The organism is Pseudomonas sp. F9001 (genome assembly GCF_013385435.1).
Taxonomy (GTDB): Bacteria; Pseudomonadota; Gammaproteobacteria; order Pseudomonadales; family Pseudomonadaceae; genus Aquipseudomonas.
In genome coordinates, this window is record NZ_JACAPX010000040.1 from 1 (window position 1) to 25,282 (window position 25,282).

Here is a 25,282-nt window from a genome sequence, read left to right on the forward strand (position 1 = left end):
AAATAACGGATATGCCCCCAATCAGCGAGCCTTCACCGTCTCAACCCACCCCGGATCCAACCGCGTCTGGTCAGGCTCAATCCCCAACCCCCGCATCTTCTCCAGATGCTCATCAACCTCCCGCACCAACTGCGCCTGAGAACTCGAATTGGCGTCCAGTTCGTGCATCTGCATCAACCCAAGGTGATAAAACCGCAGCAACTTGATCGCCACCGGATCATTCGCCTTCACCCCGTCAGTCACCTTGTGCATCACATTCGTCACACTCATCAGGCTGCGCTTGAGCTGCCACCCATACACCGCCGGCGCGAACCAGGCCTGGTTCCAGAACGGCCCCCGCACCAGCCCTACGGTAATCAACACCCCGGCAAACACCCCGCCCACATTAAAGCGAAAATTATCCCCCCCAGGCTCACCAAACAGCATCACCGCCAGGCTGGAAAGCACCATCGCCAACACCACAAACAACCCCGCGACTATCAACGTACTGCGTCGCGTCTGCTGGCGAAAAACAATCGGGTCGCACGGTTTGAGCTCAAACATCCAGGGTCAGTCTCCATGGCACAAGTAGGGTTATAACGCCGGCCAGCATCTTCTCATGCTTCACCCGTCGGAGTGACGGTAATCAGGTTGAACGATGGATCAGCGCAATTTCTCTAACCCCTGTAGGCAACCGACCCCAAGTGAGGTGAACCATGACCCGGTACCAGCAACAGCCGCCCGGCACACCCAACCCCGACCGCACGCCCGGCGAAGAGGAGCGTGACAACGACGCCCTGCGCCCCAACGACCCGGCCGAACGGCAAGACGAAGAAGAGCAGGTCGAGGAAGACCTGGAAAACCTGCACGACAAGGCCCGCCCGCTGTAGACCCGGCGCGCCAAGGAGGTAGTTATGACTAATCGTACAAGCGGCCCGCATTCATCCGAGCATTCCAGCGGCAAGGACGAATTGGGTTTCGACCCCGATTCCCCGGACGTCGCAGACCCTCAGGTCGACCCGGTAGGCCCCGCCATTGCCCCGTTGGACAAGCCAGAAAAAACCGGCAAGAAGCCGGCCTATGATCCCCTCGGTGATCTGAAAAAGTGAAACAGGCCCCGCCGTCGTGCGGGGCTTTTTATTCCTCAACCAAGCCGTTTCGGGGCTGTCCATGTCACCTCGGTGATGCCGAACTTCTCCGCCCAGGGACGAGTGGTCTTTTTCACCCGCTCGTGGCCCGGCCGGCCTATCCGCCCCACGTGGGCAATGTCGGCGTCAACGGCCGCCCAATGCCACGCTTCGGCGTTGTTCATGACCTCGGCACGCACCACAAAGGTTTTTGGTTCGCCGTGTAGCAAGTAGTGGATGGTGTAGATCATTGCGGTACTCATGATGCCTCCCTGTCTTGTAGTGAATGGATATAAATCAGTTCAGAAAGGTTCAGAAAGTTTGTGCATCTGAGGACTTGCATTTGATTCAACCCACAATTGGCAAATAACCGCCGTCAGGGTATTAGTGGTGCTTTCGCCACCGACTCCAGGATTGCGTCATGCCAGAGCTGACCCACAGCCGCCTCTACCTGCAACGTCTGGGCTACGACACGCCGCCTCCGCCCACCCTGCAAACCCTGCAGGATCTGCAGTTGCGCCATGTCAGCACCTTCGCGTTTGAAAGCCTGTCGACCCTGCTGCACGCACCGGTGCCGATCGATTTGCCGAGCGTCGAACAAAAAGTCCTGTTCGACGGCCGTGGTGGTTATTGCTACGAGCTGAACCAGCTGTTCCTGGCCTTGTTGCAGGAGTTGGGCTTCGAGGCGCGGGGCATTACCGGCCGTGTGGTGATGGGGGGGCCACCCGATGCACTGACGGCGCGCACCCATCGGCTGAGCCTGGTGACCCTGGACGGCGTGCGTTACATCAGTGATGTCGGCTTTGGTGGCATGGTGCCCACCAGTCCCTTGCAACTGGACACCGATGCCACCCAGGCCACCGCCCATGAACCCTATCGCCTGAGCCTGGAGGAGGGCAGCTACACCTTGTGGGCGCAGGTCGCCGGTGAGTGGCGCGGCTTGTATGTGTTCGACCTGCAGGTGCAGTCACACTTCGACTACGAGATCGGTAACTGGTACGTCTCCACCCATCCGGATTCGCCGTTCCTCGGCCAGCTGAAAGTCGCACTGATTGGCCCGGGATTTCGCCGCACGCTGAACAACGGGCAGTACGCGATTCACTACCTGGACCGGGCCAGCGAAAAGCGTGCAATCGAGGACGTCGAAGAGTTGCTGAACCTGTTGCAGGCCAGCTTTGGCATTCGCCTGCCGGTGCATCCGCAGTTGCGGTCAATTCTCGGTCGTTTGCTGGCTCACGTCCAAGACGCTTGATATAGAGCCTTCGCTGAACCGTTTTACCTCGAAAAAGGTGCAAATTAATTCGAACCTTTCGCCAAAACGAGGGTTCGAAGCGTTTCCTGAATAATTTGCCACCTGCAATGGAGACGTAAAACGATGTCCAAACTATTCGGAAAGATCCTCAAGAATTCCTCGGTCCTGGCCTTGATCGCGGCACCTGGTGTGGTGTTCGCCGCAGCGCCGACCGACCCGATTTCCACCTTCGGGATCCTCGGCAGCTACAACGACTTCAAACTCGAAGGCGGTAGCCAAAGCGACAAGGACCACATGCCTGAAGCCGGCCTGTTCTATAACTTCGGCAACAAGCTGACGGCTGAATCCGGCTTTATCTACCAGGCCGGTATCGAAGCCAAGTACGGCGAGAAGAGCGACAACAAGCTCAAGGAAGGCCAGGCCGACCTCGACCTCGGCTGGCGTGCCGCGCTGGATGCGCGCAACTTCGTCGACGTGCTGGTGGGTGGCGGCTACAGCTGGACCCGCTACGAGCCGGACTCGGGCGACTACGACATGAAACTCACCAACAAATCGCCGTTCGCCAAGGCGGCCCTGGGCTACAACCACCAGTTCGACGACATGACCATGCGTGTTGAACTGGGCGCCCGCCATACCATCGACGGCCGCGCCAAGCTCAAGGTCGACGGCATCGGCAGCGACACCGTGGACCTCAAGGACCGCACCAACCCGTACGCCGAAGTCAGCCTGCTGATGAACCAGAAAGGCGACCTGCCGGTGATGGCGGGCCTGTACTACACCCGCACCGAGTACAAGCTCGATGACGATTCGTACGTGGCCGACAACACCAAGCTCAAGCGTGACGAGTATGGGTTCAAGGTCGGTATAGCCTTCTAAGCCCACCTCGATTCTAACGGTGGGAGCGGGCTTGCTCGCGAATGCGGTGTATCAGTAACAGATCTGATGACTGATACACCGCATTCGCGAGCAAGCCCGCTCCCACATTTGATCGGCGTTGCGGCTCAATCAACTGTCCGCCCAAGCCCCCCTTTCTGTCCCCCAATACCCTCAACGCCGCGCCCTGGCTGCCTTAGTGTGGATCACGCTTTCACACAATAAGAGAGAAGGTGGCTATGCGGGCAATCAACCCCCGTCGCATCAGTCTGCTGCTGGCCGTGACCTGCCTGCTGACAGCCTGTGGCGACAAACCGAAACATCCCCCCGAACGTGCCACGGCGGCCAATGCCATGCCGAGCGACGCAGCCCTGGCCCAGGTCTACGACACCAGTTGCAAGCTGTGCCACGCCAACCCGGCCTCCGGTGCGCCGCTGACCGGTGACGGCCCGGCCTGGAGCCCGCGCATCGCCCAGGGCCCGGACACCCTGCTGGACCACACCATCAACGGCTACAACGGCATGCCCCCGATGGGCCTGTGCGTGCAGTGCTCCGAAGAGCAATTCCTGGGGCTGATCAGCTTTATGTCGGGTCAACACATCCAATAAGAATAACGGGGTAGGCGATGGGGCTTTCACGGCGAGAATTATTGCAGCGCGGCGCGGTAGCCGGCGCGTTCATGGCATTGACCAGTAACCCGGTACTGGCCCAGCTGGCCCGGGCACCGCGGCTGATTCCCTGGCGCAATTGGTCGGGGGCGCAAACCTGTCTGCCCCTGGCGCGGCTGGCGCCGAAGAACCTTGATGAACTGGTGCAGGTCATCGGCCAGGCACCGGGCAAGGTGCGGCCGGTGGGCTCGGGCCATTCGTTCAGTGCCCTGGTGCCCACCGACGGCACGCTGCTGTCCCTGAGTTACTTCAATGGTCTGCTGGATCACGACCCGCAAACCGTGCAGGCCACCTTCGCCGCCGGCACGCCGATGTCGCGCATGGGCCAGGCCTTGAAAGACGTCGGGCAGGCGCTGCCGAACATGGCGGATATCGACTACCAGACCCTGGCCGGGGCGATCTCCACTTCCACTCATGGCACCGGTGTGGGCTTCACCTCATATTCCGGTTGCGTCACCGGCCTGCAACTGGTGACCGCCCAGGGTGAGGTGCTGGAATGCGACGCCAAGCGCCACCCCGAGGTGTTCAGTGCCGCCCGGGTGTCCCTCGGCGCCCTCGGCGTGGCCACCCAGGTCCGCCTGCAAAACCGCGCACCGTACCGCCTGAGGGAGCGCCAGTGGATCGCCAAGACTGAAGAACTGCTGGAGGACGTGGCTAAGAACACCCGGGAAAACCAGCACTGGGAAATGCTCGTGGTGACCCATTCCGACTACGCCCTGTCCATCGCCCTGAACGAAACCACCGACCCCGAAACCCCGCCCATCGACCCGGCGGAGGCGGGCGGCAACGAGTTTGTGTCGATCATCGAGAAACTCGACAAATACGGCAGCGATTTCCCCGAGGCCCGGCGTACCTTGCTCAACAGCCTGCGCTTTTTTGCCAGCTTCGATGACCGCGTGGCCGAGTCGTTCCAGGTGTACGCCAACGTGCGCAACGTGCGTTTCAACGAGATGGAATATTCGGTGCCCGCCGAGCACGGACCGGCATGCCTGCGGGAAATCCTCAAGCTGATCAACGACAAGGACCTGCGCACCTGGTTTCCCATCGAGTACCGCTACGTCAAGGCCGATGACATTCCGCTGAGCATGTTCGAGGGCCGCGACAGCTGTTCGATTTCCGTGCACCAGCACTACACCATGGACCACCACAACTTCTTCGCCGCCGTAGAACCGATCTTCTGGAAATACGCCGGTCGCCCGCACTGGGGCAAGTTGCACACCCTCAATGCGCGCACCTTGCAGCCGCTGTATCCGCGCTGGGAGGAATTTACCCGAGTGCGCCGCGAGCTGGACCCCAGCGGCAAATTCCTCAATGCGCACCTGTCGTCTATTCTGGGAGTGGCCTGATGAACCGCAGACATTTCATGCTCGGCACCGGCGTGTTGCTGGTGGGTGGTGCCATCTTGCTGAGGCCGGGCGACCGCGGCAGCCCTTACACCGAGTATTTCCGCAGCCTCAACCAGGAACTCAAGGCCCATGGGCCGATGCGCCCGGTGATGCTGATCGACCTCGATCGCCTGGACCACAACATCGACGTGGTGATGCAGTCGGTGCAGCGCGGCGGCAAACACCTGCGGCTGGTGGAGAAATCCCTGCCGTCGCCGGGGCTGCTGGCGTACATCGCCAAGCGAGCCGGCACCCAGCGCCTGATGTCGTTTCACCAGCCATTTCTGAATCACGACGCCCAGGTCTTTCCCGATGCGGACATCCTGCTGGGCAAGCCGTTGCCGGTGCGTTCCGCCGAGTTGTTTTACCAAACCCACAAGGGCCCGTTCGATCCGTCCCGGCAGCTGCAATGGCTGCTGGACACCCCCGAGCGCTTGCAACAATACCTGGCGCTGGCCCAGGGATTGGGCACGAAACTACGGGTCAATATCGAGCTGGATGTGGGCCTGCATCGCGGCGGCATCAGCGACAACGCGGTACTGGGGCAAATGCTCACGCTGATCAGCGCTCATCCGCAGCAGCTGGAATTCAGTGGGTTCATGGGCTACGACCCGTTCGTGGGCATGGGCGTGCCGGGGATTCTCGGCTCGCCCCAGGACCTGTTCGACAAAGTCATGCAGCGCTACAACGGCTATGTGGATTACACCCGCCAGCACTTTGCGCCGCTGTGGCGCGACGGGCTGACGTTGAATACGGCAGGCAGCCCGAGCTATCGCATTCACGAGCAGGAGAAGCTCAGCAGCGAGGTGTCGGTGGGCACGGCGTTGCTCAAGCCGACGCACTATGACTTGCCGTCGCTGAGCGAGCATGTGCCGGCGGCCTATATCGCCACGCCCGTGTTGAAAAGCACCGGGCCGGTGGACATTCCGGCGCTGGACGGCAAGTCGCGGTTGTTCTCGTGGTGGGATGCGAATCAGCGCGCCACGTTCTTTATTTATGGGGGCAACTGGATGGCGGAGTTTGATTCGCCCAGGGGCTTGCAGAGCAATGACCTGTACGGGCGCAGCTCCAATCAGGAGATGGTCAATGGTTCGCCCAAGGTGGGGCTGAACGTGGAAGACCAGGTGTTCCTGCGCCCGACCCAGAGTGAGTTTGTGCTGCTGCAGTTCGGCGATTTGCTGGCAGTACGGGGCGGGAAAATCGTCGATACCTGGCCGGTCTACACCTGACAACGCCGTCCCACTGTAGGAGCGAGCTTGCTCGCGAAAAACCCAAGGACGACGCGTTCATCCAGACGGCCCGCGTTATCGTTGACGTTTTTCGCGAGCAAGCTCGCTCCTACAGTTTTTGCCGGGTTTACAGGGCAAACGGAATCGTCAACTTCGCCCACAACATGTCGCCTTCCGGCCGGTTCTGCACATCAAACTCCTTGGCCCAGCGCACCTCGGCACTCGCATACTTGAGGAAGGTGAAATACACCGCCGGACCGATCGCAAACACCTGGCCCTTGACCCCGTCATCCACATCTTCGCCATAGATGTTCACCACGGTATGCCCGTATTGCTTATCGTCGGTGGTCTGCTTGAGGTAGTAGCCGTTGAGCCCAAGGCTGAGGTTATCCGTCACCTTGTAGCTGGCCGAGTAGTCGAAGTGAAAAATCTGCCCCGAACGGTAATGGGTGTCGGGGTTTTCCTTGTTGAAGCTGTAGGTGGTCTTGATCGACAGCTCAGTGCGCTCGTTGGGCATCCAGGTCGCCGACACCAACGGTTTGTAGGTGTAGAAATTGTTGCTGGTATTGGCCAGGCGCGTGGCGTCGTATTCGCCGGTGGGCAGGGTGATTTCCAGGGCGGTGCCCACTGTCAGGTTCTTGCCCAGGTCCCAGAGGATGATCGGCGCCACGGTGGTGTCGCCCATGCTTTCCCGGGTGTCGGACATGCCGAACAGCGACACCTGTTGCTTCAGGTAGGGCTGGGCGATGTAGCCGCCCAGGCGCCCGCCGAATACCCGCAACGGGCTGAGGTAATCCAGGCGCGGGATGATCGCGTCGGACTTGATCTTCACGTCCGGCACCTTGCCACCCAACGAGCTGATATCGAGCTTCCTGGCTTCGTAATGGTTGTAGTAAATGTTGAAGGCGAACATGTGATCGGGCAGGTTGTTGACATCCAGCGGCAGGATGTAGAAGCCATCGGTGCCGGGGCCGATGTTGTCGACGCCGCCTTCGGTGGCCAGGGCCGGCAGGCTGATGAGGGTCAACAGGGCGAGTTGCACGGGGTAAAACGCACGGGTCGTGTTCATGTCTGGGCTCATTATTATTATCAGGACGACGCTGCCTATAGAAATAAGCCCTCGGCGCCCGGCGGGGCAGGGTATTGGCGGCCACATAGGGGGACTTTGGCGGACAGCTTTCATCCAGAGTGCAGCAGTTCTTGCAAGAGCCTATGATTGTCAGGATGTTTCCAAAACAAGAACTGAAGCACTCAGTCGGGAATCGAAGATCCATGCAAAGGAAAGCCGTTGATCCGCACTATGACCTGGCCCTGGTCTCGCCATTTCTGTTGCAAACCCTCGGCCAAGTGGTCGCGCAAAAAGGCGCGAGCGCCGAGCACCTGTGCCGTGGCCTGGGATTCACCCTGGCCGACCTGGACGACCCGGCCCAGCGCATTTCCTATCGCCAGGCGGTAGCGATGATCCAGCGTGCACTCAAGGTGTTGCCCGACCAGGGGCTGGGCCTGTGGGTAGGCCATCAGAACGTACTCGGCACCCTGGGCCTGCTCGGCCATGTGATTTCACTGTGCAAGACGTTGCGCGATGCGTTTGCCATCGGGGAACGTCATCAGCACACCTCCGGTGGTATCGCCACCTCGCGCACCCATGAAGGCCCCCAGGAAGTTTTCGTCGATATCGAATGCCTGCTGCCCTACGCCGAGGTGCAGGTGTTTGCCGCCGAGGAGTTCTTCGCCAGCCTGATGGTGTATGGCCGCGCCCTGGTGGGCGAGGGCTTCATGCCGCTGCGGGTCGAATTTATCCACGCCGCGCCCAGCTATGTCGCTGACTATCACCAGCTGTTGGGTGCGGATGTGCGTTTTGGCTGCCTGCATAACCGCATGGTCCTGGCCAGCCACTGGCTGGATGTGCGGCTGCCCAATCACCATGCCCTGGCCTTGCGCCAGGCCCTGGAACTGCTGGAACTGGAAAGCGCGCAACTGCATCAGAAAATGGATTTGATCCAGGCGGTGGAGCGCGCGATTTCCCGGGATTTGCAGGGCAGCCAGCTGGAAAAGGTCGCCAGTGACTTGAACATGAGCGGGCGTACCTTGCGCCGGCGCCTGACCGAGCATGGGCTGACGTTCGAGGGCTTGCTGGAACAGGTGCGCAGGGCAAGGACCATGGGCTTGCTGAGCAACCCGGGGTTGTCCATCGAACGGATCACCGAGGAAGTTGGCTACAGCGATGTGCGCAGTTTTCGGCGGGCGTTCAAGCGCTGGACCGGGCTGAGCCCCAGTGCGTTTCGCGGTGAAGGCGCAGGGCCGGGGTGATCGTCAGGATTGGCCCCATTGGCTACCTGATCTTTCCCCGGATTGGCTATTTGTCCAATGCCCCCTCGTCACTACTCTAGACACCAATCCCCACTGTTCTGGAGTATCACCATGCAAGCTCGTACCGACTTCTACACCGCTTCCCCGGATGCCATGAAAGCCATGCTGGCCCTGGAGGCTGCCGTCGGCAAACTGTCCATCGAACTGCCGCTGCTGGAGCTGGTGCGCCTGCGTGTGTCGCAGATCAACGGCTGCGCCTTCTGCCTCGACATGCACACCGCCGACGCCCGCAAGGGGGGCGAGACCGAGCGCCGCCTGTACACCGTGTCGGCCTGGCGTGAAACGCCGTTCTTCACCCCCCGTGAACGCGCCGCGCTGGCCTGGGCCGAAAGCCTGACCCTGCTGAGCCAGACCCACGCACCGGATGCAGACTTCACCGAACTGGCCGCCCACTTCAGCCCGCAAGAGCAAGTCGACCTGAGCGTGGCGATCGCCACCATCAACAGCTGGAACCGTCTGGCGGTGGGTTTTCGCAAGATGCCTAAATAACCCGACAAGACGCCGGGATGACTGATCGTTCCCGCGCTCTGCGTGGGAATGCCGCCCCGGACGCTCTGCGTCCAGCGGGCGATGCAAGGCTCAAGTCTTGCGTACGGGTGACGCGGAGCGTCACGGGATGCATTCCCACGCAGAGCGAGGGAACGATCAATGAAGCCGATCTACCACCGGGTTACAGCCAGTCGGCATTCACTTGAAGTAACCCCGTGGCGTGGCGCCGGTCATGGCCTTGAAGAAGGCGATCAGCGCACTGTCACTGGCAAAGCCCAACTCAAAGGCGCAGTACCCGAGACTGCGCCCGGTGGCGAGCAGCTCGATGGCGCGCATCAGGCGCCACTGCTGGCGCCATTGCTGATAGCCCATGCCGGTTTCCCGCAGGAAGATCCGGCCGATGGTTTTGCCGCTGGCGGCCACCTGGCGTTGCAAGGCTTGCAGCTCCGGTGGCAGCGCGTCGAGGTTCTGCAATAACGGCGCCAGGCGTTTGTCCGTGGGCAGGGGCAGCAGCAGCGGTTGCTCGACTGCCTCGCGGATTTCACTCAGGCACAGCGCCAGCAAATGCGCGTATTTGCCCTGTTGCCAATCGGTGTCGAACGCCGCCATTGCCATGGGCTCCAGCACCGCCCGCAGCAGCGCACTCACCTCAATCACCCGCACTTGTGCCGGCAACTGCCCGGCCAATGCCGGGCTGACATACACCGAACGGTAATCCACGGTCTGTTGCATCACTGCCCGGTGCGGCACACCGCCGGGAATCCACGCTGCCCGAGTGGGCGGCAACAGGCACAGTTGGTTGGCCAGGGTAATGCGCGTGCAGCCCTGTTGGGTGAACAGCAATTGCCCGCGCTGATGCTGATGTACACCGGAGTCGTGATCACCCAGCAGGGCGGCGATGCCCACCACGGGCGCGTCGAAGCGGTCGGGATCGAAAGGTGTCTGCGCCGCCAGCCATGCCATGGGATGTCCGATTTCATTGATAAGGTGTCGAAGTCTGGATAATACGCCAGCTGCCGCTGTTTAGACTCCCTGGCCTGTTTACTCGTGAAGAGCGTCTGGATGATGTTGAAAAACTTGCTGGTGCTGGCGGTGGCGCTGCTGATGTTCCCGCAAATCGCACAAACCCTGTATAGCCCTGCGCTGGCGGATATCGGCCAGGCGTTTGCGGTAGGGCCCGAGGCGGCGGGGCAGACCTTGTCGGTGTACTTTCTGGCCTTCGCGTTCGGGGTCGTGGTGTGGGGACGCTTGTGTGACCGCTTCGGCCGGCGCCCGGTGATGCTGGCCGGGTTGGCCCTTTATGGCGCGGCCACAGCGCTGGCCTTGGGCGTGCGTTCGTTCAACGGCCTGTTGCTGGCCCAGGCGGTGGCGGCGTTTGGTGCGGCGGTGGGGTCGGTGGTGACGCAAACCGTGCTGCGCGACCGCTTCAGCGGTGCCGGGCTGGCGCAGGTGTTTTCAGTCGTGGGCATTGCCCTGGCGGCCAGCCCCGCCATTGGCCTGTTCACTGGCGCGGGCCTGGTGCAGCACTTTGGCTATCGCGGGGTGCTCACAGGCTTGTTGCTGCTGGCGCTGACGTTATTGGCCTGGTGCCTGTGGGCCTTGCCGGAAACCCGCCCGGCCTCGCTGCCCACAGCGTCGTTGCGCGGCACCCTGGGCCTGATGCTCAAGGATGCGGCGCTGTGGCGTTCGGTGGGGCTGGTCGCGGTCTTCAATATCGCGCTGTTCAGCTATTACAGCCTGGGGCCGTTTGTGTTCCAGCGCCTGGGGTTGTCTGCCGAGCAGTTCGGCTACAGCGGCGTCCTGCTGGCGTTGGGCTCGGGGCTTGGGGCCTGGCTCAACAAGGGGTTGCTCAAGCGCGGGGCCGGCAGCGAACAGCTGGTGCTGGCAGCCGGTGGCGTGATGTTAGTGGGCAGCGTGCTGGTGGTGCTGTTACAGGACCGTTGGCTGTTCGTGTTGCCGATGCTGTTGGTGGTCATGGCCTTCGGCATGGCGATTCCCAATGTCCTGGGGGCGGCACTCACGGCTTATCGCGACCGCCTTGGCACCGCCGGTGCCTTGTTCGGTTTGCTGTATTACCTGGTGATCGGGGTGGGGTTGACCCTGGCAGCCTGGGTCCAGCAGTTGGGCTGGACCCTGTTGGTGTGCGCCTTGGCGGCGCTATGCCTGGCGATCCCGCGTACCGTCAGAAATTGACCGTGGCACTCAAGCGCGCCGTCAACGGCGCACCCTGGAACAGGTAGTCATCGCCCATGTATTCGCCAGCATCGCGCCAGTAACGCTTGTCGAACAGGTTGTCGACGCTCAGGCGAAACACCGTTTCATAGCCATCGAGTTTGGTGGTGTAGCGGCTGCCGACGTTGACGATGGCGTAGTCGCCCACTTCCACATCACCGGTGCGATTGGCGTACTTGTTGGCGCTGTATTGCACGCCGCCGAGCAGCGCCAGGCCGTCGACCCAGGGCAGGGCGTAGTCGGCGTACAGACTGGCCCGCAGTTTCGGCACGTTGATCGCTTGATGGCCTTCGTATTCCGGCGTGCCGCTGCCCGTCACCCGTGCACGGATGGCCGCGACGCTGGCGGCGATCTGCAAGCGCTGGGTGGCCCAGCCGTTGGCGGACAATTCCAGGCCGGTGTTTTTCTGCTCGCCCTGTTGCACGTAGGTGTAGTCGCCGGCGTCATCCGGCCTGGCATATTGATAGGCCTGGCGAGTCTGGAAGATCGCGGCGGCAAAGCTGATGCGGCGCCAGTCGTATTTCACCCCGGCTTCGATCTGGCGGGAAACTGTCGGGGCGAGGGTTTCATCTTTATTCAGGGCAAACCACGGCGCGGTACCGCCCAGGGACAGGCCTTTGCTGTAGCTGGTGTAGAGCGACAGGTTTTCAATCGGTTTGTAGATCAGCGCCGCCTGGGGCAGGAACACATACTGCCGGGTGTGGCGCGACTCGTTGCCCTGATCATCGAAAGCCTTTTCGTCCAGGCGCACTTCGCGGCCGCCCACGATGGTCTGCCATTGCTCGTTGAAGCTGATGCGGTCGGTGACGAACAGGCCGTATTGGCGGCTGTCGAGGTTGCGATGACTATCGTTCAGGGGCTTATCGGTGGGCGCGAAGTTTTCCGGGTCCTGATTGATATTGCCGGAGCCAATCATCTCGTTGACCGATTCGCGCTTGTCCACCACTCGCCGAAACGCACTGCTGCCAAACGTCAACTCATGCCCCAGGCCACCGGTATTGAACAACCCGGTCATCGCGGCCTGGATTTCATCATCGCGCCGGGTGTCATCAGGGCTGCGGAAGTCATAGATATCGTAGTTGCCTTCCGGGCTGAAGTAGTTCGGTACCTTGGCCCCGGCACAGCTCGCGGACCCGTAGCAGCCCCACGCAAACGAACTGTAATCATCAATCACCACCTTGCTGCGCGCCGCGCTGACGCTGCCTTTCCACTGGTCACTGAAGCGATATTCAAACTTGCCGTTGAGGTTCAGCGAATCAATCCCTACCTGATTCGCACCGCTCTGATGCCCCAGCAGTTTTTTCGGCGACGCGTGGTGCGGCACCTCGGTCCCGCCCAGCAACTGATAACCCGGCACCGAGCGCTGTTGCTTGTTCTGATACTCGGCATCCAGCTGCAATACCGCGTCGGGGCTGATGTTCCAGTCGAACGCCAGGGACAGGAAATCCCGGTGGCCATTGGCATGTTCGACATAGGAATGCAGGTCTTCATGGGCCACGTTGGCGCGCAGGCCGAACTGCTGCTCGCTGCCAAACCAGCCGCCCACGTCGGTGGCCAGGTAACCACTGCCGCGATCATCGGTGGACACCGTCACCGAGCGCACATCCTCCGGGCGCTTGGTCACGTAATTGATCACGCCGCTGGGCTCGGAAATCCCGCTTTGCATACCCGACAATCCCTTGAGCAGCTCCACGCGCTGCTTGTTCTCCAGGGCAACGTTCTGCTCGCCGGTGATGGTGCGGCCATTGATCTTGTAGCTGCTGGCGGCATTCAGCGAGAAACCGCGCACCACGAAGTTTTCGTAGTAGCCGATGGGCGCATAGCTGTCGCCCACCGAGGCGTCATTGCGCAGCACTTCGCTGAGCAAGCGCGCCTGCTGGTCCTTGATCAACGACTCGTTGAACACCGCGATCGAGGCCGGCGTGTCGAGCAACGGCGCCTCATTGAAAGCGCCCACCGACGCGGTGTCGGTGTTATAGCCGGATTCATCCTGGCCCTGGACCTTCACCTCCGGCAGCTCGATATCAGCCGCCTGGCTGCTTCCAATACCTGCGCTGAGCAACAGGCCGAGGGCAAAACGTGAAGGGGCAGCGGGGCGAAGACGCAAAACCATGGGGGAAGGCCTGAGAGCGCAGAGCGGAGGGCGCATAAGCTAGGCATAACGGCGGCGTTTTACAAGTTTTCGAGAATGGTTCGCTTTGAGACGTCCCGTCTCAGCCCGCAGATCAATCCTGCTGCTGCTCGACAGCGGCCCCTGGCAACTGCGATAGACAAGGCTTCTCTCACCGTTGAAGGAGATCGTCATGAGTATCGCTGGAAAAGTTGCACTGGTGACCGGCGCCGGGCAAGGCATCGGCCGGGCCATCGCCCTGCGCCTGGCGCGGGATGGCGCCGACATAGCGTTGGTGGACATCAACAGCGCGAAGATTGAAGCGGTGGCGGCCGAGGTGGTTGCACTGGGGCGCAAGGCCTCGGTGTATGTCGCCGATGTCTCGAAGCTGGAGCAAGTGGTCGCGGCGGTGGACCATGCCCACCAGACCCTGGGCGGCTTCGACATCATCGTCAACAACGCCGGCATCGCACAGATTGACGCACTGCTGGACGTGACTCCGGAACAGGTCGACCGCACGCTGCGTATCAACGTGCAGGGCACGCTTTGGGGCATCCAGGCCGCAGGCAAGAAATTCAAGGCGCTGAAGCAGAAGGGCAAGATCATCAATGCCTGCTCGATTGCCGGCCATGAAGGCTTTGCGTTGCTGGGGGTGTATTCGGCCACCAAGTTTGCCGTGCGTGCGCTGACCCAGGCCGCCGCGAGGGAACTGGCCAGTGACGGGATTACCGTCAACGCCTACTGCCCGGGTGTGGTGGGCACGGATATGTGGGTCGAGATCGACAAACGCATGGCCGAGATTACCGGCGCCGAGGTAGGGGCGACGTACAAGAAGTATGTGGACGGGATTGCGTTGGGCCGGGCGGAAACGCCGGAGGATGTGGCGGGGCTGGTGTCGTACCTGGCGGGGCCGGATTCGGATTACATGACCGGGCAATCGCCGTTGATTGATGGCGGGATTCTGTACCGCTGAGCTGGCAGAATCACTCGGTCAAAAAATGTGGGAGCGGGCTTGCTCGCGAAGGCGGAGTGTCAGTCACCGGAAATGTTGACTGGTACACCGCCTTCGCGAGCAAGCCCGCTCCCACATTTTTGACCGTGTTGGGTCAGTGCTTGCCGGGCATGTCGATACCCAGCTGGTTAACCCGCCGATACAAGGTCGCCCTGGAAATCCCCAACGCCTGCGCCGCCGCCAGCGGCTTCCACCGATGCCGAATCAGTGCGTCCAGCACCAACTGCCGCTCAGGACTCACGCTTTCCGATGTTTCCACCGCAACCGCGTCACCACGAACTTCCACCGGCAAATCCGCCAGCTGAATCGTCCCGCCGTCGCACACCGCACACGCATACGCCAACACATGCCGCAGTTGCCGCACATTCCCCGGCCAGGCATAACCCAGCAGCGACTCCAGCGCCGCTGCCGCGATCCCGACCGCAACACCGCTGTGCCGCGCCTCCTGCTCCAGAAGCCGATTGATCAATGCCAGTTTGTCCATGCGCTCGCGCAATGGCGGCACACAGAACCGCGCACAGCCCAACCGGAAATACAAATCCTCGCGAAAGCTTCCAGCACTCACCAGCGCCGCCAAGTCCCGATGGCTGGCGCAGATCACCTGGATATCCACCGCCCGGGTTTTTGCCCCGCCCAGCGGCGCCACTTCACCTTCGGCCATTACCCGCAGCAGTCGCGTCTGCAACGCCAGCGGCATGTCGCCGATCTCGTCGAGAAACAACGTGCCGCCATCGGCCTGCAACAGCAGCCCGGTCATGCCCTTGCTGGAGGCACCGGTAAATGCCCCGGCCACGTAGCCGAACAGTTCGCTCTCGATCAGGTTTTCCGGGATCGCCGCGCAGTTCACCGCCACAAAGGGGCCGTCGCGACGGGCGCTGCGTTCATGCAACTGGCGGGCAAACACTTCCTTGCCGGCGCCGGTTTCGCCCTGGACCAGCACCGGCAGGTTGCGGTCCTTGACCCGCACGGCCAGGCGCAAATGCTCTTCCACACGCGGGTCTATCTGACTGGCCAAGGACGTTACCGCCCGCGCCGCTTTACGCCGTGGCGCGCTGACCCGCACCTGCAAGGCTCCAGGTTCGCCGAGCCAGTGCAACTGCTGCGTCGATTGATCGGTCACGGCGCGCAACGCGTCCAGGTCAAACACTTCGCCGATATGCTCCGGCAATTGCCCGAAGCGCAACCTCAGGGCCTGCCGCGCCTTGCTGTTCAAGGCTTGCAGCCGCCCATCCTGATCCCACGCCAGCAGCATGTCCGGCTGGCTGTCGACGTAACCGGGCGTGCTGTGGGCCTGCAACACCCAATGTTGCCGGGCGCTGTGCATGAAAAACGCGTTCTCGATGGCCCGCGCGCTTTGCGCCACCATCTGCCGCACCAGGTGCTGGCTGCGCCGGTCATCCGGCGATTTCAGGGCGGAGGCGTCCATCACGCCCAGCAGGTTGCCCTGGGGATCAAAGATGGGGGCGGCAGAGCAGGTCAGGCCGATAAACGCCGCACGAAAGTGGTCGCGCTTGTGCACGGTGACCGCGGCCTTGCTGGTCAGCACCGTGGCCACGCCGCAGGTGCCTTCCTCGGCTTCCGACCAGCAGGTGCCGAGGTACAGGCCGGCCTTGCGGCAGTCGTTACGAATGCCGGCGTCCACACGATGGTCGATGGTCTGGCCCTGGGCGTCGGTGAGCATCACGCAGTAATCGGCGTGGCGCACCCGGTTGTGAATCTGCCCGACTTCCTCGCTGGCGATGCGCATGAACAGTTCGGCGCGTTCGCGGCATTCCTTGAGCAGGGTGCTGGTGAGGATGCGCGGCCCTTGCAGTGAACCGGGGTCGAGGTGGTGCTGCTCCATGGAGCGGCGCCAGGAATCAAAAATCAGCGACGGCACCGGCGCCTGGGGCAGGCGGTCGGCGTTGCGTACCACGCGGCTGACACAGTCGACATGGTCCTTGGAGTTCACGGCGAGCATTGAAGCCTCCGGTTCTCGATCCTTGTTGTTATGCCCGCCATTAAGCGCCCATGGGCCGGGAGGAACAAGGCCGGCCTGACCAACTGCCCGAGGTGAGACGCAGCGTCTCATTGCGCCGCAGACGCTGCGGGCAGGTTGCAACGGCGCGTCTCATTGAACGGCCCACAGTGGCACGTCCACGCTTCCAGGCAACTGCTCTGGGTCAAGGCTTTCCCGGGTTTTCCAACGGATTGGCACAGGCCGTGCTGAGTGCCTTGCAGCTGGCCTGATCCAGCCTTTTGTGTGTCGAGACAACCTGGAGAACAACAAGATGTCCACTCACCTGTCCACCGATCAATTGCTCCATGCCTACACCGTGATGCGCACCATCCGTGATTTCGAAGAACGCCTGCACGTGGAATTCGCCACCGGCGAGATTCCCGGCTTCGTGCATTTGTATGCCGGCCAGGAAGCCAGTGCCGCCGGGGTCATGGCCCACCTCAACGATGAAGATTGCATCGCCTCCAACCACCGTGGCCACGGCCATTGCATCGCCAAGGGTGTGGACGTGTTCGGCATGATGGCCGAGATCTACGGCAAGAAAACCGGGGTGTGCGGCGGCAAGGGCGGCTCGATGCACATTGCCGACCAGGAGAAGGGCATGCTCGGCGCCAACGGCATTGTGGGGGCCGGTGCGCCGCTGGCAGCCGGTGCGGCGCTGGCGGCCAAGCTCAAGGGCAGCGCAGGTGTGGCCGTGGCGTTTTTTGGTGACGGCGGCTCCAACGAGGGCGCGGTGTTTGAAGCCATGAACCTGGCCTCGATCATGAACCTGCCGTGCCTGTTCGTGGCCGAGAACAACGGTTACGCCGAAGCCACCGGGTCCGGCTGGTCGGTGGCCTGCAAGGACATTGCCGAGCGCGCCGTGGGCTTTGGCATGCCGGGGGTGATTGTCGACGGCAACGACTTTTTTGCCGTACACGCCGCCCTTGGCGTTGCGGTAGAACGTGCCCGCAGCGGTAAAGGACCGACGCTGGTGGAGGTCAAACTGAGCCGTTTCTACGGCCACTTCGAAGGCGATGCGCAAACCTATCGCGGCCCGGACGAGGTGAAAAACCTGCGGGAAACCGGCGACTGCCTGAGCCTGTTTCGCCAGCGTTGCACCGCCGAAGGCTGGCTCGACGCAGCACAGTTCGAACGCATCGACACCGAAGTCGCGCAACTGATCGAAGACGCGGTGCGCCTGGCCAAGTCCGACCCCAAACCCCAGGCCGCCGACCTGCTCAGTGATGTCTACGTCGCCTACCGCTAACCGCCACCCACTACAAAAACAATCCGTGGAGAAGTCATCATGGCTAGAAAAATCAGCTATCAGCAGGCAATCAACGAAGCCCTGGCCCAGGAAATGCGCCGGGACCAGAGCGTGTTCATCATCGGCCAGGACGTGTCCGGCGGCACCGGTTCGCCCGGTGAACAGGACGCCTGGGGCGGCGTCCTCGGCGTCACCAAGGGCCTGTATCCGGAATTCCCCGACCGCGTGCTCGACGCGCCGCTCTCCGAGGTCGGCTATGTAGGCATGGCCGTCGGCGCCGCCACCCGAGGCATGCGCCCGGTGTGCGAATTGATGTTCGTCGACTTTATCGGCTGCTGCCTCGACCAGTTGCTCAACCAGGCGGCGAAGTTTCGCTATATGTTCGGCGGCAAGACCACCACGCCGCTGGTGGTGCGCGCCATGTACGGCGCCGGCCTGCGTGCGGCGGCCCAGCATTCGCAGATGCTCACCTCAATGTGGACGCATATTCCCGGGCTCAAGGTGGTGTGCCCGGCCACACCCTATGACGCCAAGGGCATGCTGATCCAGGCGATCCGCGACAACGACCCGGTGATTTTTCTCGAACACAAAATGCTCTACAGCCTCCAGGGCGAAGTGCCGGAAGAGCTGTACACCGTGCCGTTCGGCGAAGCCAACTACGTGCGTGAAGGCAACGATGTAACCCTGGTGACCTACGGGCGCATGGTGCACATCGCCCTGGAAGCCTCAGCCAATCTGGCGCGCCAGGGTATCGACTGCGAAGTGTTGGACCTGCGCACCACCAGCCCGCTGGACGAAGACAGCATCCTTGAAAGCGTGGAGAAAACCGGGCGCCTGGTGGTGATCGACGAGTCCAACCCACGCTGCTCGATTGCCACGGACATCAGTGCATTGGTGGCGCAACGGGCGTTCGGCTTCCTGCGCGCGCCGATCGAAATGGTCACCGCGCCTCACACGCCAGTGCCGTTCTCCGATGCCCTGGAGGACCTGTACATCCCCAACGCGGCGAAGATCGAAGCTGCGGTGCTGAAGATTGCCGACAAGAGGAATGCCGCATGATCCATACACTGACCATGCCCAAGTGGGGGCTGTCGATGACCGAGGGCCGGGTTGATGTCTGGCTCAAGCAGCCGGGCGACTGGGTGGACAAGGGTGAAGAGGTGCTGGATGTCGAGACCGACAAGATTTCCAGCAGTGTCGAGGCACCCTTCAGCGGGGTGCTGCGGCGGGTGTTGGCCCAGAGCGATGAGACCTTGCCCGTGGGGGCATTGCTGGCAATCGTGGTGGAAGGCGAGGCCAGCGAGGCCGAGATTGATGGGGTGATCGAGGCGTTCCAGGCGGGGTTCGTTTCCAGTGCCGCCGAGGCGGAAGCCAGCGGCCCATCGGCACAGAAGGTCGAGGTGGGCGGGCGCCTGCTGCGCTATCTGGACCTCGGGGAGGGCGGTACACCGCTGGTGCTGGTGCACGGCTTTGGTGGCGACCTGAATAACTGGCTGTTCAATCACCCGGTGCTTGCGGCTGAGCGGCGGGTGATCGCCCTGGATTTGCCGGGGCATGGCGAGTCGGGCAAGTACCTGCAAACAGGCGAGCTTGAGGAGCTGAGCCAGGCGGTATTGGCACTGCTGGATTATCTGAAGGTTGACCGGGTACACCTCGCCGGGCATTCCATGGGCGGGCTGGTTTCCCTGAACCTCGCGCGGGTGGCACCGCAGCGTGTGGCGTCGTTGACCCTGATCGCCAGCGCTGGATTGGGTACGCAGATCAACAGTGATTACCTGCAAGGTTTTATCGACGCGAGCAATCGCAATGCACTCAAGCCGCAACTGGTGCAACTGTTCAGCGACCCGGCGCTGGTGACCCGGCAGATGCTGGAAGACATGCTCAAGTTCAAGCGCCTGGAGGGTGTGGAGCAGGCGTTGCGGCAGATCACCGGAGCGTTGTTCAGCGGTGGTCGGCAATTGGTGGATTTGCGCAGTGTGGTGGGGCAGCAGCCGAGCCTGGTGATCTGGGGCAGTGAGGACGCAATCATCCCGGCGAGCCATGCCCAAGGGGTGGACGCTCAGGTGGAGATACTGCCGGGGCAGGGGCATATGGTGCAGTTGGAGGCGGCGGAGCGGGTGAATCAGTTGATGCTGGCGTTTCTTCGGACCTGATCGTTCCCACGCTCCGCGTGGGAATGCCGCCCTGGACGCTCCGCGTCCCGAGGGTGACGCGGAGCGTCACAGGATGCATTCCCACGCGGAGCGTGGGAACGATCTTCAAGACCAGCGGTGTTTTTGGTGGCGCTTCAGGGTCTCGCTGGGCAACTCCTGAAACAACGCCCGATAACTGTTGGAAAACCGCCCCAAATGCCAGAACGACCAATTCATCGCCACCTCCGCCACGGTGGTGTCCACTGACGGCGGGTTCAACAACTCCCGCCGTGCACTGTTCAACCGGCGCAACCGCAACCACTGCGCCGGGCTCATCCCGGTATACGTCTTGAACCCGTGCTGCAACTGGCGCAACGGCACCCCGGCAATGCGCGCCAGCTGCAGCAGGTTGACGGTTTCATCCGGCACATCCGCCGCCCATTCGCCAATGCGCGCCATGATGATTCGCTCCTCGGTGCGTCGCTGCAATGAGCCCTTGTCGAGGCACACACAGGCGTTGTCGAGGATGAACAGGCAGTCGTCCAGTAACTGCTGAGTCAGCGCATCACGACTCGGCGGGTCAAGCGTCGCCGACAGCCGCGTCAGCGTGCCGCTGAGCCAGCGGCTGAACAACGGGTTTTGCAGGGAGTTGAGCGGGGCCATGAACAACCCCTCCAGCTTCGCCACATCCAGACCATGGCGCTGGACAAACTGCGGCCCGAACACCACTGCCACTTCGCGGTAGTTTTCCGGGGTGATCCAGGTGTTGCGGCTTTCGCCATTGAGCACGTACAGCGCGTTGTCGCTGCCATCGAAACAGAACGCCAGGGAACCCGGCGGCGCGTTGAAGTTCTGCTCCACCCGGGTGTTCATCCGCTCTTCGTACACCTCGACACCTTGCAGGTCGAGGTAGCGGATCTGCCCGGCGAAATGCCCTGGGGACATCTGCTGGTACTGCTGCACCCAACCGGGTGTCGCACTGCATTGAGCGGCCACATCACCGGTGGTGAAGGCCTGTACGCGCAAAGCTGTTGCCTGTGTCATGGGTAACCTGGGCGCACTCTATTGGTGCGTTGTGGTTGGCGCAAAGTGGATAGATGCCGTTGGACGGCTGGCCCAAGATAGACCTCAATGCGCCGCGAGGGAAGCCCGCGGCGCAGCATCCAACCCATGACGAGGTCCTTATGAACGCCCCCTTCGATCAGCTGTCCGCCTGGCTGAAAGAACACAAGATTACCGAAGTCGAATGCGTGATCAGTGATTTGACTGGCATCGCACGCGGCAAGATTTCGCCCACCAACAAGTTCCTGCATGAGCGAGGCATGCGCCTGCCGGAAAGTGTGTTGCTGCAAACGGTAACCGGGGACTTTGTCGACGACGATATCTACTACGACCTGCTGGACCCGGCCGACATCGACATGATCTGCCGCCCGGTGTCCAACGCCACCTACGTGGTGCCATGGGCCATCGAGCCGACGGCCATCGTGATCCACGACACCTTCGACAAGCAGGGCAACCCCATCGAACTGTCGCCGCGCAACGTGCTGAAAAAGGTCCTGCAACTCTATACCGACCAGGGCTGGCAGCCGATTGTCGCGCCGGAGATGGAGTTCTACCTGACCCAGCGCTGCGAAGACCCGGACCTGCCGCTGAAGACCCCGCTGGGCCGTTCCGGTCGCGCCGAAAGTGGCCGCCAGTCATTCTCTATCGACGCTGCCAACGAGTTCGACCCGCTGTTCGAAGACGTCTACGACTGGTGCGAAGCCCAGGGCCTGGACCTCGACACGCTGATCCATGAAGACGGCCCGGCGCAGATGGAAATCAACTTCCGCCACGGCGATGCCCTGGACCTGGCCGACCAGATCACCGTGTTCAAACGCACCCTGCGCGAGGCTGCACTCAAGCACAACGTGGCGGCCACCTTCATGGCCAAACCGGTGGCCGACGAGCCCGGCAGCGCCATGCACCTGCACCAGAGCGTGGTGGAGATCGCCACCGGCAAGCAGGTGTTTGTCGATGAGCACGGCAACAAGAGCCAACTGTTCCTCAACCACATCGGCGGCCTGCAGAAGTACATCCCCAAGCTGCTGCCGATGTTTGCGCCTAACGTCAACTCGTTCCGCCGCTTCCTGCCGGACACCTCGGCACCGGTCAACGTCGAGTGGGGCGAAGAAAACCGCACCGTCGGCCTGCGTGTACCGAGCTCCAGCCCCGACGCCATGCGCGTGGAAAACCGCCTGCCGGGCGCCGACGCCAACCCGTACCTGGCCATCGCTGCCAGCCTGTTGTGCGGCTACCTCGGCATGATCGAAAAGGTCGAGCCCAGCGCCCCGGTGGAAGGCCGCGCCTACGAGCGCCGCAACCTGAGGCTGCCGATCACCATCGAAGACGCCCTGGCGCGCATGGAAGAGTGCGACACCGTCAAGCAGTACCTGGGAGACAAGTTTGTGCGCGGCTACGTCGCGGTCAAGCGTGCCGAACACGAGAATTTCAAGCGGGTGATCAGCTCCTGGGAACGTGAGTTCCTGCTGCTGAGCGTCTGACGACTCGTCCGTAGCAGCTGTCGAGCCTTAGCGAGGCTGCGTCGGGCCCGCCGCAATTGTGTCTGATACATCGCTACGCAGCCTCGCCAAGGCTCGACAGCTGCTACGGGCAGAATGGCTGGATGAATACATAAAAATCAATCAAGCAAAGGGGTGTCGATATGCGTCTGGTGAAAAAGCTTCTCCCGCTGGCCTTGGCGGCATTGTTCAGCAGCGCGGGCCACGCCGCGCAGACGGTCAGTGTGTACAACTGGACCGACTACATCGGTGAGACCACCTTGGCCGACTTCCAGGCCAAGACCGGGATCAAGGTGATCTACGACGTGTTCGACTCCAATGAAACCCTGGAAGGCAAACTGCTCGCCGGCCGTACCGGCTACGATGTGGTGGTGCCGTCCAACCACTTCCTGGCGCGCCAGGTAAAGGCCGGCGCGTTCCTCAAGCTGGACCGTTCGCAGCTACCCAACTTCAAGAACCTCGACCCCAAGCTGCTCAAGCTGCTGGAGAAAAACGACCCGGGCAACGAGCATTCGGTGCCGTACCTGTGGGGCACCAACGGCATCGGCTACAACGTGGACAAGGTCAAGCAGGTGTTGGGCATCGACCATATCGACTCGTGGGCCGTGCTGTTTGAACCGGAGAACATCAAGAAGCTCCACGAGTGCGGCGTAGCGTTCCTCGACTCGGCGGATGAACTGTTCCCGGCGATCCTCAACTACATGGGCAAGGACCCGCGCAGCGAGAATCCCGAAGACTACAAACAGGCCGAGGCCAAGCTGCTGACCCTGCGGCCGTACATCACTTATTTCCATTCCTCCAAGTACATCTCGGACCTGGCCAACGGTGATATCTGCGTCGCCTTCGGTTATTCCGGCGACGTGTTCCAGGCGGCCAACCGCGCCAAGGAAGCCAAGAACGGCGTGAACATCGCCTACTCGATCCCCAAGGAAGGCAGCAACCTGTGGTTCGACCTGCTGGCCATCCCGGCGGACGCCGCCAACCCGAAAGCCGCCCACGCCTTCATCAACTACTTGCTGGACCCTGAAGTGATCGCCAAGGTCAGCGCCAGCGTCGGCTACGCCAACCCGAACCCGGCGGCCAAGGCCTTCATGGCCCCCGAGCTGGTGAACAACCCCGAGATCTACCCGTCCCAGGAAGTGCTCGACAAACTCTACATTTCCACCACCCCGACGCCCGCCGTCATGCGCTTGATGACGCGGTCCTGGAGCAAAGTGAAGACCAACAAATGAACCGTTCCTCCTCCGACCACGCTCGTTCCTATTACCTGGCTTCGGCCAACGCCATGCCCCGGCGCCCAGCGCTGGGGGCTGACCTGACCGCCGATGTGTGTGTGATCGGCGGTGGGTTCACCGGGGTCAACACCGCCATCGAACTGGCCCAGCGCGGGCTGTCGGTGATCCTGCTGGAGGCCCGGCGGATTGGCTGGGGCGCCAGCGGGCGCAATGGCGGGCAGTTGATTCGCGGGATTGGGCATGACGTATCGGGCTTTGCCAGGTACGTGGGGGAGGAGGGCGTGCGTTACCTGCAGCAGGCCGGGATCGATTCGGTGGCGCTGGTGGGGGAGCGGATTCGCGAGCACGGGATTGACTGTGATTTGCGCTGGGGGTTTTGCGAGTTGGCGAATACGCCGGCGCAGTTTGCGGCGTTTCAGGGGGAGCTGGAGAGCCTGGCTGCCTTGGGGTATGCGCCTGAAACGCGGTTGGTGGCATCGCAGGATATGGCGCAGGTGGTTGGCTCAGGCTTGTATGCCGGTGGCCTGGTGGACATGGGCTCCGGGCATCTGCACCCGTTGAACCTGGTGCTGGGGGAGGCTGGTGTGGCCGAATCCCTTGGGGTGCGGATCTTTGAAGACAGCCCGGTGCTGGAGTTGATCCATGGCGACACGGTGCAGGTGCGTTGCGAGTTTGGCAGCGTGCGCGCCGGCAACCTGGTGCTGGCGTGCAATGCGCATCTGGAGGAACTGGAGCCGAAGTTGAGCGGCAAGGTGCTGCCAGCGGGGAGCTACATCATTGCGACCGAGCCGCTGTCGGTTGGGGTGGCTGATCAGTTGATTCCGCAGAACCTGGCGTTGTGTGATCAGAAAGTGGGGTTGGATTATTACCGCCTTTCGGCGGATCGGCGGTTGTTGTTTGGGGGGGCTTGTCATTATTCGGGGCGTGATCCGGTGGATATCGCGGGGTATATGCGGCCGAAGATGCTCAAGGTTTTTCCGCAGTTGGTGGATACGGCGATTGAGTTTCAGTGGGGGGGGAAGATCGGCATCACCGCCAATCGCTTTCCCCAGGTGGGGCGCCTGAAGCAGCATCCGAATGTGTTCTATGCCCAGGGGTATTCGGGGCATGGCCTTAACGTGACGCATTGGTGTGCGCGGTTATTGGCTGAGGGGATTCAGGCTGGGCAGAGCCGGGGGTTGGATATTTTCAGCCAGGTGCCGCATATGACTTTCCCGGGGGGGAAGGTGTTGCGTTCGCCGCTGTTGGCGTTGGGGATGTTGTGGTATCGGGTTCGGGAGATGGTGGGGTGATTGATTGGGTACATATCCGTTTCTTCGGTAACGGCCACCTATGGTTTCGCTCTTACAGCGAGTCAGTTTGCAAAAGCGGCAAAGTAAC

At 62.0% G+C, this 25,282-nt stretch carries 24 protein-coding genes; 17 read left to right on the forward strand and 7 right to left on the reverse strand.

The features are described from left to right. Positions 1 to 21: 21 nt before the first annotated feature. Positions 22 to 543 (reverse strand): DUF3087 family protein, encoded by a 522-nt coding sequence (locus HX818_RS28115; protein ID WP_177021132.1) that lies wholly within the window; start codon positions 541 to 543, stop codon positions 22 to 24. Positions 544 to 695: 152 nt separating this feature from the next. Here HX818_RS28115 and HX818_RS28120 point away from each other — a divergent pair, with 152 nt between their 5' ends. Continuing rightward, complete coding sequence (locus HX818_RS28120; protein ID WP_003210891.1) at positions 696 to 869, forward strand: hypothetical protein; 174 nt, start codon at positions 696 to 698, stop codon at positions 867 to 869. A 24-nt stretch (positions 870 to 893) separates the two neighbouring features. After that, a complete protein-coding gene (locus tag HX818_RS28125; protein WP_003210890.1) occupies positions 894 to 1,088 on the forward strand; it encodes a DUF6021 family protein in 195 nt (64 codons plus the stop codon). A gap of 35 nt (positions 1,089 to 1,123) precedes the next feature. On the opposite strand, the gene HX818_RS28130 is transcribed toward HX818_RS28125, so the two are convergent. Further along, positions 1,124 to 1,369, reverse strand: coding sequence for a DUF6555 family protein (locus HX818_RS28130; protein WP_023658994.1), 246 nt, complete (start codon positions 1,367 to 1,369; stop codon positions 1,124 to 1,126). 158 nt (positions 1,370 to 1,527) lie between these two features. On the opposite strand from HX818_RS28130, the gene HX818_RS28135 reads away from it, so the two are divergent. From HX818_RS28135 to HX818_RS28155, 5 genes are all read left to right on the forward strand, one after another. Beyond that, positions 1,528 to 2,358, forward strand: coding sequence for an arylamine N-acetyltransferase (locus tag HX818_RS28135; protein WP_177021133.1), 831 nt, complete (start codon positions 1,528 to 1,530; stop codon positions 2,356 to 2,358). A gap of 123 nt (positions 2,359 to 2,481) precedes the next feature. Then, positions 2,482 to 3,234: an outer membrane beta-barrel protein gene (locus tag HX818_RS28140; protein ID WP_003210885.1), complete on the forward strand. Its 753-nt coding sequence runs from the start codon at positions 2,482 to 2,484 to the stop codon at positions 3,232 to 3,234. 236 nt (positions 3,235 to 3,470) lie between these two features. After that, positions 3,471 to 3,839, forward strand: coding sequence for a cytochrome c5 family protein (locus HX818_RS28145; RefSeq protein WP_134326198.1), 369 nt, complete (start codon positions 3,471 to 3,473; stop codon positions 3,837 to 3,839). A gap of 77 nt (positions 3,840 to 3,916) precedes the next feature. Beyond that, the gene (locus HX818_RS28150; protein ID WP_173883077.1) at positions 3,917 to 5,245 is read left to right on the forward strand and encodes a D-arabinono-1,4-lactone oxidase; all 1,329 of its coding nucleotides are present in this window, start codon (positions 3,917 to 3,919) and stop codon (positions 5,243 to 5,245) included. 59 nt (positions 5,246 to 5,304) lie between these two features. Then, the gene (locus tag HX818_RS28155; RefSeq protein ID WP_177021138.1) at positions 5,305 to 6,513 is read left to right on the forward strand and encodes a DSD1 family PLP-dependent enzyme; all 1,209 of its coding nucleotides are present in this window, start codon (positions 5,305 to 5,307) and stop codon (positions 6,511 to 6,513) included. Positions 6,514 to 6,640: 127 nt separating this feature from the next. On the opposite strand, the gene HX818_RS28160 is transcribed toward HX818_RS28155, so the two are convergent. After that, positions 6,641 to 7,582, reverse strand: a complete 942-nt coding sequence (locus HX818_RS28160; RefSeq protein WP_003219185.1) for a transporter — start codon at positions 7,580 to 7,582, stop codon at positions 6,641 to 6,643. A gap of 203 nt (positions 7,583 to 7,785) precedes the next feature. Here HX818_RS28160 and HX818_RS28165 point away from each other — a divergent pair, with 203 nt between their 5' ends. Further along, the gene (locus tag HX818_RS28165) at positions 7,786 to 8,823 is read left to right on the forward strand and encodes an AraC family transcriptional regulator (RefSeq protein WP_008430730.1); all 1,038 of its coding nucleotides are present in this window, start codon (positions 7,786 to 7,788) and stop codon (positions 8,821 to 8,823) included. A gap of 111 nt (positions 8,824 to 8,934) precedes the next feature. Further along, complete coding sequence (locus HX818_RS28170; protein WP_003219182.1) at positions 8,935 to 9,372, forward strand: carboxymuconolactone decarboxylase family protein; 438 nt, start codon at positions 8,935 to 8,937, stop codon at positions 9,370 to 9,372. Positions 9,373 to 9,570: 198 nt separating this feature from the next. Here the strand turns inward: HX818_RS28170 and HX818_RS28175 are convergent, their stop codons facing one another. Next, positions 9,571 to 10,335, reverse strand: coding sequence for a helix-turn-helix transcriptional regulator (locus HX818_RS28175; protein ID WP_003219180.1), 765 nt, complete (start codon positions 10,333 to 10,335; stop codon positions 9,571 to 9,573). 99 nt (positions 10,336 to 10,434) lie between these two features. On the opposite strand from HX818_RS28175, the gene HX818_RS28180 reads away from it, so the two are divergent. Next, positions 10,435 to 11,565: an MFS transporter gene (locus HX818_RS28180; RefSeq protein WP_003219178.1), complete on the forward strand. Its 1,131-nt coding sequence runs from the start codon at positions 10,435 to 10,437 to the stop codon at positions 11,563 to 11,565. Here the strand turns inward: HX818_RS28180 and HX818_RS28185 are convergent. Beyond that, complete coding sequence (locus HX818_RS28185; protein ID WP_008430735.1) at positions 11,555 to 13,717, reverse strand: TonB-dependent siderophore receptor; 2,163 nt, start codon at positions 13,715 to 13,717, stop codon at positions 11,555 to 11,557. The two genes, HX818_RS28180 and HX818_RS28185, sit on opposite strands and share 11 nt — an antisense overlap. 190 nt (positions 13,718 to 13,907) lie before the next feature. Here HX818_RS28185 and HX818_RS28190 point away from each other — a divergent pair, with 190 nt between their 5' ends. Next, positions 13,908 to 14,687: an acetoin reductase gene (locus tag HX818_RS28190; RefSeq protein WP_008430737.1), complete on the forward strand. Its 780-nt coding sequence runs from the start codon at positions 13,908 to 13,910 to the stop codon at positions 14,685 to 14,687. A gap of 133 nt (positions 14,688 to 14,820) precedes the next feature. Here HX818_RS28190 and HX818_RS28195 read toward each other — a convergent pair whose 3' ends face one another. Further along, entirely contained in the window at positions 14,821 to 16,686 is a 1,866-nt protein-coding gene (locus HX818_RS28195; protein ID WP_177021134.1) for a sigma-54-dependent Fis family transcriptional regulator, read from the reverse strand. A 310-nt stretch (positions 16,687 to 16,996) separates the two neighbouring features. Here HX818_RS28195 and HX818_RS28200 point away from each other — a divergent pair, with 310 nt between their 5' ends. The 3 genes from HX818_RS28200 to HX818_RS28210 are packed head-to-tail and all read left to right on the forward strand — an operon-like array spanning position 16,997 to position 20,127. Beyond that, entirely contained in the window at positions 16,997 to 17,974 is a 978-nt protein-coding gene (locus HX818_RS28200) for a thiamine pyrophosphate-dependent dehydrogenase E1 component subunit alpha (protein ID WP_003219159.1), read from the forward strand. A gap of 39 nt (positions 17,975 to 18,013) precedes the next feature. Then, the gene (locus tag HX818_RS28205; protein WP_177021135.1) at positions 18,014 to 19,033 is read left to right on the forward strand and encodes an alpha-ketoacid dehydrogenase subunit beta; all 1,020 of its coding nucleotides are present in this window, start codon (positions 18,014 to 18,016) and stop codon (positions 19,031 to 19,033) included. After that, entirely contained in the window at positions 19,030 to 20,127 is a 1,098-nt protein-coding gene (locus HX818_RS28210; RefSeq protein ID WP_177021136.1) for an acetoin dehydrogenase dihydrolipoyllysine-residue acetyltransferase subunit, read from the forward strand. The genes HX818_RS28205 and HX818_RS28210 overlap by 4 nt, the downstream gene beginning before the upstream one ends. Positions 20,128 to 20,232: 105 nt before the next feature. Here the strand turns inward: HX818_RS28210 and HX818_RS28215 are convergent, their stop codons facing one another. Continuing rightward, positions 20,233 to 21,150 carry a helix-turn-helix domain-containing protein gene (locus tag HX818_RS28215; protein WP_087694147.1) on the reverse strand — a complete coding sequence of 306 codons (918 nt, stop codon included), beginning with the start codon at positions 21,148 to 21,150 and terminating at the stop codon, positions 20,233 to 20,235. A 140-nt stretch (positions 21,151 to 21,290) separates the two neighbouring features. On the opposite strand from HX818_RS28215, the gene HX818_RS28220 reads away from it, so the two are divergent. From HX818_RS28220 to HX818_RS28230, 3 genes are all read left to right on the forward strand, one after another. After that, positions 21,291 to 22,649, forward strand: coding sequence for a glutamine synthetase family protein (locus HX818_RS28220; RefSeq protein ID WP_003219154.1), 1,359 nt, complete (start codon positions 21,291 to 21,293; stop codon positions 22,647 to 22,649). A 161-nt stretch (positions 22,650 to 22,810) separates the two neighbouring features. Then, positions 22,811 to 23,899 carry a polyamine ABC transporter substrate-binding protein gene (locus HX818_RS28225; RefSeq protein ID WP_003219153.1) on the forward strand — a complete coding sequence of 363 codons (1,089 nt, stop codon included), beginning with the start codon at positions 22,811 to 22,813 and terminating at the stop codon, positions 23,897 to 23,899. After that, positions 23,896 to 25,194: an FAD-binding oxidoreductase gene (locus HX818_RS28230; protein WP_177021137.1), complete on the forward strand. Its 1,299-nt coding sequence runs from the start codon at positions 23,896 to 23,898 to the stop codon at positions 25,192 to 25,194. Before HX818_RS28225 ends, HX818_RS28230 begins: the two co-directional genes overlap by 4 nt. Positions 25,195 to 25,282 lie beyond the last annotated feature (88 nt).

What these genes read in the sequence shown, in the direction of transcription:
- HX818_RS28115 (WP_177021132.1), bottom strand. Translation starts at nt 543, where the DNA reads ATGTTTGAGCTCAAACCGTGCGACCCGATTGTTTTTCGCCAGCAGACG.
- HX818_RS28120 (WP_003210891.1), top strand. Translation starts at nt 696, where the DNA reads ATGACCCGGTACCAGCAACAGCCGCCCGGCACACCCAACCCCGACCGC.
- HX818_RS28125 (WP_003210890.1), top strand. Translation starts at nt 894, where the DNA reads ATGACTAATCGTACAAGCGGCCCGCATTCATCCGAGCATTCCAGCGGC.
- HX818_RS28130 (WP_023658994.1), bottom strand. Translation starts at nt 1,369, where the DNA reads ATGAGTACCGCAATGATCTACACCATCCACTACTTGCTACACGGCGAA.
- HX818_RS28135 (WP_177021133.1), top strand. Translation starts at nt 1,528, where the DNA reads ATGCCAGAGCTGACCCACAGCCGCCTCTACCTGCAACGTCTGGGCTAC.
- HX818_RS28140 (WP_003210885.1), top strand. Translation starts at nt 2,482, where the DNA reads ATGTCCAAACTATTCGGAAAGATCCTCAAGAATTCCTCGGTCCTGGCC.
- HX818_RS28145 (WP_134326198.1), top strand. Translation starts at nt 3,471, where the DNA reads ATGCGGGCAATCAACCCCCGTCGCATCAGTCTGCTGCTGGCCGTGACC.
- HX818_RS28160 (WP_003219185.1), bottom strand. Translation starts at nt 7,582, where the DNA reads ATGAACACGACCCGTGCGTTTTACCCCGTGCAACTCGCCCTGTTGACC.
- HX818_RS28165 (WP_008430730.1), top strand. Translation starts at nt 7,786, where the DNA reads ATGCAAAGGAAAGCCGTTGATCCGCACTATGACCTGGCCCTGGTCTCG.
- HX818_RS28170 (WP_003219182.1), top strand. Translation starts at nt 8,935, where the DNA reads ATGCAAGCTCGTACCGACTTCTACACCGCTTCCCCGGATGCCATGAAA.
- HX818_RS28175 (WP_003219180.1), bottom strand. Translation starts at nt 10,335, where the DNA reads ATGGCATGGCTGGCGGCGCAGACACCTTTCGATCCCGACCGCTTCGAC.
- HX818_RS28180 (WP_003219178.1), top strand. Translation starts at nt 10,435, where the DNA reads ATGATGTTGAAAAACTTGCTGGTGCTGGCGGTGGCGCTGCTGATGTTC.
- HX818_RS28185 (WP_008430735.1), bottom strand. Translation starts at nt 13,717, where the DNA reads ATGGTTTTGCGTCTTCGCCCCGCTGCCCCTTCACGTTTTGCCCTCGGC.
- HX818_RS28190 (WP_008430737.1), top strand. Translation starts at nt 13,908, where the DNA reads ATGAGTATCGCTGGAAAAGTTGCACTGGTGACCGGCGCCGGGCAAGGC.
- HX818_RS28195 (WP_177021134.1), bottom strand. Translation starts at nt 16,686, where the DNA reads ATGCTCGCCGTGAACTCCAAGGACCATGTCGACTGTGTCAGCCGCGTG.
- HX818_RS28200 (WP_003219159.1), top strand. Translation starts at nt 16,997, where the DNA reads ATGTCCACTCACCTGTCCACCGATCAATTGCTCCATGCCTACACCGTG.
- HX818_RS28205 (WP_177021135.1), top strand. Translation starts at nt 18,014, where the DNA reads ATGGCTAGAAAAATCAGCTATCAGCAGGCAATCAACGAAGCCCTGGCC.
- HX818_RS28210 (WP_177021136.1), top strand. Translation starts at nt 19,030, where the DNA reads ATGATCCATACACTGACCATGCCCAAGTGGGGGCTGTCGATGACCGAG.
- HX818_RS28215 (WP_087694147.1), bottom strand. Translation starts at nt 21,150, where the DNA reads ATGACACAGGCAACAGCTTTGCGCGTACAGGCCTTCACCACCGGTGAT.
- HX818_RS28220 (WP_003219154.1), top strand. Translation starts at nt 21,291, where the DNA reads ATGAACGCCCCCTTCGATCAGCTGTCCGCCTGGCTGAAAGAACACAAG.
- HX818_RS28225 (WP_003219153.1), top strand. Translation starts at nt 22,811, where the DNA reads ATGCGTCTGGTGAAAAAGCTTCTCCCGCTGGCCTTGGCGGCATTGTTC.
- HX818_RS28230 (WP_177021137.1), top strand. Translation starts at nt 23,896, where the DNA reads ATGAACCGTTCCTCCTCCGACCACGCTCGTTCCTATTACCTGGCTTCG.